Source organism: Paenibacillus sp. 01L418 (genome assembly GCF_056400045.1).
The window spans coordinates 1-5870 of the sequence record NZ_JBFTSN010000399.1; the positions used below are offsets into that span (position 1 = coordinate 1).

The 5870-nt window shown below is 47.9% G+C and carries 5 protein-coding genes; all 5 read left to right on the forward strand.

Going from position 1 to position 5870, the window contains the following annotated elements:
• Window positions 1-1212, forward strand: a 1212-nt coding sequence (locus AC1DSE_RS28710; RefSeq protein ID WP_477528591.1) for an EAL domain-containing protein, incomplete at its 5' end; no start/stop codon positions are given.
• A gap of 104 nt (window positions 1213-1316) precedes the next feature.
• The gene (gene polA / locus AC1DSE_RS28715; RefSeq protein ID WP_441885888.1) at window positions 1317-3995 is read left to right on the forward strand and encodes a DNA polymerase I; all 2679 of its coding nucleotides are present in this window, start codon (window positions 1317-1319) and stop codon (window positions 3993-3995) included.
• Window positions 3996-4043: 48 nt separating this feature from the next.
• Window positions 4044-4886, forward strand: coding sequence for a DNA-formamidopyrimidine glycosylase (gene mutM, locus AC1DSE_RS28720; RefSeq protein ID WP_441885885.1), 843 nt, complete (start codon window positions 4044-4046; stop codon window positions 4884-4886).
• Between the two features lie 140 nt (window positions 4887-5026).
• Window positions 5027-5749 carry an MntP/YtaF family protein gene (locus AC1DSE_RS28725; protein ID WP_076270184.1) on the forward strand — a complete coding sequence of 241 codons (723 nt, stop codon included), beginning with the start codon at window positions 5027-5029 and terminating at the stop codon, window positions 5747-5749.
• A 15-nt stretch (window positions 5750-5764) separates the two neighbouring features.
• Window positions 5765-5870 (forward strand): dephospho-CoA kinase (locus tag AC1DSE_RS28730; protein WP_477528592.1); only part of this gene is annotated, 106 nt, incomplete at its 3' end.

Sequence of the window (5870 nt, forward strand, 5' to 3'; positions counted from 1 at the left end):
CTACGGGACATATGGCGGCTAAACGATACGGAAAACGTGAGCTCGGGTCATCTTGGTATTATTTATTTATCATGGCAGTTTCCTACGGATGTTCGGAAAAATCACTTATCCTCGCAGCATGAGAAATGGCGTGTTTTTGCAGAGAATGAGGTGAAGGCTGCATTTGGAAGCTCTTTACTATATGAAGGGCTGCAATGGATGAAGGAGGATTTATTTATCCATATGCGTTTGCCGGCCGGGCATCAAATGCTGCAGGAGGACTGGCTGCTTGAGCTGGCCTATAAGCATACCGCTGATTGGGAGAAACAATTTGCAGAGGAGATTTGCTATGAGGGGCTAGCTGATGTGCTTGGGAAGCTCCATATTGGTGTATCTGTCGTACCCAATGACAATGACCCTGTGGATGGCCTCGTCTGGTATGATGCGATGAAAAAAGCAATTTTGCACGGGCAATCCGCCGGATCGATGGAGCGAAGCTTGAAGCGCCGAGCTCTGGAACGAGTCATTAGCGAGCGGCTTATTCAGCCAGTATATCAGCCTATCGTATCGCTGCTGCGCGAAGGAGAGGTATTTGGCTTCGAAGCGCTATCACGTACGCAGGATCAAACTTGGTTTAATGGACCTATGGAGCTCTTTCAGTGTGCTGAGCAGGAAGGATTGACTTATAGCTTGGATAGACTGGCTAGAGAAAAGGCGATAGACGGCTGTCTGAGGCTCATGCCAGGGCAAAAGCTATTCATTAATGTGATGGCGCAAATTATGGAGGATCCAAGCTTCTCGCCTGGCCAAACACTCAGTCTGCTGGAGCAGCATAAGCTATCGCCCCATCATGTCGTATTTGAAATTACAGAACGAAGCTCAATCGCGGATTTTGGCTCTGTGAAGAAGGCGCTGGAGCATTACCGAAGCCAAGGTTATCAAATTGCAATTGATGATGTTGGAGCGGGTTATTCGTCATTGCAATCTATCGCTGAGCTGCGACCTGATTATTTGAAGGTGGATCGGTCGATTATTCAGAATATCCACTTGGATGAGATGAAAGAGCATATTTTGTACACGCTGGTTCAGATTGCAGCAAAAATGGATATTTCGATTATCGCCGAAGGCATAGAACTTGAAGCGGAGCTTGCGAAGGTGCGTGAGATGGGGATTGAATATGCTCAAGGTTATTTATTAGGCAGGCCTGCTCCATTTCGTTCCATGATGATGTAACCGATACAAAAAAGGGCTATCCCATCGCAGTGATGCTTGGGAATAGCCCTTTTTGTGGTATACTTAAAGGTATGAATGTTACATAAAGAAGGTGTTGATTCCTTATGGAAAAATGGATGCTAATTGACGGAAACAGTATAATCTACCGTGCGTTTTTTGCTTTGCCGCCGCTTACGAATTCGGCGGGCAATCACACGAATGCGATTTTTGGGTTTACAACGATGCTGCTTAAGCTGCTTGAACAAGAAAAGCCGACTCATGTGCTGGTTGCATTTGATGCCGGCAAGGTCACTTTTCGCCATGAAGGTTATGCGGAATATAAAGGCGGAAGACAAAAGACACCGCCAGAGCTGTCAGAACAATTTCCAGTGCTTAAGGAGCTGCTTCAAGCCTTTAGCATTTCACAGTTTGAGCTGTCCGGTTATGAGGCCGATGATATTATCGGTACGCTAACGAAGGCAGCTGACGAGAAAGGTGTAGAAACTTTTGTCGTTACTGGAGATAAAGATATGCTGCAGCTTGCTTCAGACAAAGTAACCATTGCGGTAACACGCAAAGGCGTTAGTGATGTTGAACTTTACACACCAGAGACGATCCAAGAGAAATACGGCCTTGTGCCGATGCAAATTATCGATCTTAAGGGGCTCATGGGGGATACCTCTGACAACATCCCTGGTGTTCCGGGCGTAGGCGAAAAAACGGCGCTTAAGCTGCTTCATGAGCATGGATCCGTTGAAAGCGTGCTTGATAACTTGGACAAGCTAAAGGGCAAGCTGAAGGAAAACATTGAGAGCCATAAAGATGATGCTACGATGAGCAAGCGCTTGGCGACGATCTTCCGTGAAGTGCCTATAGAAAAGTCTATCGATGACATTCGTTATGCCGGGTATGATGGTTCGAAGCTGGCTGAGGCGTTCCGCAAGCTGGAATTTAAATCATTAATTGATCGCCTGGAGCTAGGTGCTGAAGCGGGTGATATGGATAAGGAAGCCGAAGCTGCTGCAGCTGATTTGAATATTAATGTGATCGAATCAGAAAAAGACGCAGAGATGCTGGAGAAGCTTATTCAACTGCTCCAGAAGTCGGACAAAAATGGCTTGTATATCGAAGCCATTGGGGAGAATCCGCATCATGCCGAGCTGATTGGCCTTGCTATCGCTACTGATGAAGCTGTGTTTGTAATGCCATATTCAGTGCTTAAGCAGCCTTTCGCAGCGAAGCTTCGCGACTGGCTCGAACAAGCGGACAAGCCGAAATACGGCTTTGATCTCCATAAGGTGGAGCTGGCACTCAAATGGAGCGGAATCAGCTTCGAGGGTTCTGCTTTTGATGTGCAGCTGGCAGCATATTTGCTCGATCCTACAGAAGCAAGCCAGACATTAAGCGGCATTAATGAGAAGCAAGGCTTGTCGACACTGCCGCCGGATGAAGCTGTTTATGGCAAAGGCGCGAAATTCAGAGTGCCTGATGCCGATACGCTTTACCGCCATTTATCGCTGAAAGCGGAAGCGGTTCGGAAGCTCGTGCCTCTGTTAACCGAAGAGCTAAGCAATACGGGCATGAGCAAGCTTTATTTTGACATGGAGCATCCATTGTCCCGCATTCTTGCAGGGATGGAGTTTCAGGGCATTAAAGTAAAGTCGGAGGAGCTGGAGGCGCTTGGCCGTAATTTGGAGAGTAAGCTGACAACAATCATTAGCAGCGTGTACAAGCTTGCTGGTACGGAATTTAATATCGGATCGCCAAAGCAGCTGGGTGAGATTTTATTCGAGAAGCTTGGCCTGCCTGCTAAGAAAAAGACGAAAACAGGTTATTCGACGGATGCTGAGGTACTGGAGGAGCTTGCTCCTTATCACGAGATTATTCCGCTTATCCTGCATTATCGTCAGCTCTCGAAGCTGCAATCTACTTATGTAGAGGGCTTGCTTAAAGAGGTGCGCAAGGAAACAGGCAAAATACACACGTATTATCGCCAGACCATTGCAGCTACCGGTCGTCTAAGCAGTCAGTTCCCTAACCTGCAGAACATTCCGATTCGTCTTGAGGAAGGACGCCAAATTAGGAAAGCCTTTGTACCGTCCGAGCCGGGCTGGTCCATCGTAGCAGCTGACTATTCACAAATTGAGCTTCGTGTGCTCGCACATATTGCTGATGATGAGAATATGAAGGAAGCGTTCATTAAGGACATGGATATTCACACCAAAACAGCGATGGATGTATTCGGCGTAACTGCCGAGGAGGTTGATTCCAACATGCGTCGTTCGGCAAAAGCGGTCAACTTCGGCATCGTGTATGGCATCAGCGATTTTGGCTTATCGCAAAACCTTGGCATTTCCCGTAATGAAGCTGGAAAGTTTATTGCGGATTACAAGGAGGTTTTCAAAGGCGTTCGCCAATATATGCACGATATCGTTCAGCAAGCGAAGCGCGACGGGTATGTGGCCACACTGCTTGAGCGCAGGCGTTATCTGAATGACATCAATGCTTCTAATTTCAATTTGCGATCCTTTGCTGAACGTACAGCGATGAATACACCGATTCAAGGTACTGCGGCAGATATTATTAAGCTGGCCATGGTCCATATGGACGCTGCGCTGCGCGAACGCAAGCTGAAGAGCCGCATGCTGCTGCAGGTGCACGATGAGCTCGTGTTCGAAGTGCCGCAAGAGGAGCTGGAGCTGATGAAGACGCTTGTACCTGAAGTGATGGCTGGAGCGCTCAAACTTGATGTTCCTTTGAAGGCCGATATGAGTTTCGGTGACAATTGGTATGAAGCAAAGTAACCCACTGGCGGGCAGTTTCGGGTATAATGGTTGTTGAGGTGAGGAGAAATGCCTGAATTGCCAGAGGTAGAAACAGTTAGAAGAACATTAATTGAACTTGTAGCGGGAAAACGTATCCAATCAGTAACCGTTAGACTCCCGCGTATTATACAGCGTCCAGCAGAACCTGAACAGTTCGCGGATGCGCTTGTCGGACATACGATCCAGACGGTTGAGCGACGCGGCAAGTTTTTGCGGATCATCTTGGACGGGCTCGTACTTGTATCGCATTTGCGAATGGAAGGCCGATATGGGGTTTTCCCATCGGAAGAGCCGATTGAGCTGCATACTCATGTTATCTTTCATTTCGAAGATGGCACGGATTTGCGTTATAAGGACGTTCGCCAGTTCGGTACGATGCATTTATTCCAAGAAGGGCAGGAGCTTGAGCTTCCGCCGCTTAACAAGCTTGGTATAGAGCCGCTTGAGCCAGCCTTTACGCTAGAAGCGCTTCGCGGGAAACTCGAGAAACGCGCGACTAAGATTAAGCCGCTATTGCTTAATCAAGAGCATATTGTCGGTTTGGGCAACATCTATGTAGACGAAGCTTTATTTCAAGCACGTATACATCCGGAGCGAACACCTAGCACATTGAAGCCGGCCGAATGGAAGCGACTTTATGAAGCGATACGTTCGACACTGGGAAATGCGGTTGAAGCAGGCGGTTCGTCTATTAAATCGTACGTTAATGGACAAGGCGAGATGGGAATGTTTCAGCATCAGCTGCTTGTATACGGCAAGAAGGATGAGCCTTGTCCAACCTGTTCAAGACCGATTCATAAATTTGTTGTTGGCGGCCGAGGTACCCATATTTGCAATAAATGCCAGACACTGCACGCATCAGGAAAATAATACGAACTGCAGCAAATGTTAACCAGCATGCACAGTCAAATACTCCCCGCATATGATAAGTGTGTTACGAACAATAGGCGGATGTCTACTTACAGCTTCTTGTAAGCCGGATCGCCGCTGTGCGGGGAGGGACTAAAACATTGTTCGCGCATGTAGTTTCACTATTAGTTCTTGCTGTTGCTGTTAGCGTAGACGGTTTTGGTGTTGGCGTTACTTACGGTTTGCGGAGGATCCGCATACCGATCGTGTCAATACTGATTATTGCTTGCTGCTCTGGTATTATTATTTATTTGTCCATGCAGGTTGGCGGATTGATAACCACGTTCCTGTCTGAATTCGTTGCGCGTCTCATTGGCGCATGTGTCCTCATGCTGATTGGTGTCTGGGCGCTATTGCAGCTTAGACGAAACAAACAGCAGCAGGATGATGTGAGGCATGAGCACGTAGAAACCGCAGTACAAGAAAGTGCTGCTTCGGCAGAAGCTGGCGCAAAAACACATGCCGGAGAGATCGCGAGTGCTGCGCTTGTCGTTATGGTAGAGCTGAAGCGTCTAGGGCTCGTTATTCAGATTTTGCGCACGCCACAGTCGGCTGACGTCGATAAATCAGGCACCATCTCTGCATCGGAGGCCGTCATGCTTGGCTTTGCATTATCACTTGATGCATTTGGAGCTGGACTTGGGGCTGCGTTGATCGGATTGCCTTCCTTACTTACGGCTTTAACGATAGCGGCGGCAAGTGCTCTTTTTCTTGTTGGCGGTATCCGTTTTGGCTTTCGTTTCTCCGCTTGGAAAGGCATGCAGACATTAGCTATGCTGCCAGGCATATTATTAATCATAATCGGAATCATGAAGCTGTTATAATTTGAGGTGAAAAGGATGATAATCGGATTAACCGGCGGTATTGCCAGCGGCAAAAGCACAATCGCAAACATGCTCGTCGAACGCGGTGCGCTGCTGGTCGATGCCGATCAAGTCGCAAGGG

Coding starts and splice junctions, on each gene's coding strand:
- mutM (WP_441885885.1), top strand. CDS start 4,044: ATGCCTGAATTGCCAGAGGTAGAAACAGTTAGAAGAACATTAATTGAA.
- polA (WP_441885888.1), top strand. CDS start 1,317: ATGGAAAAATGGATGCTAATTGACGGAAACAGTATAATCTACCGTGCG.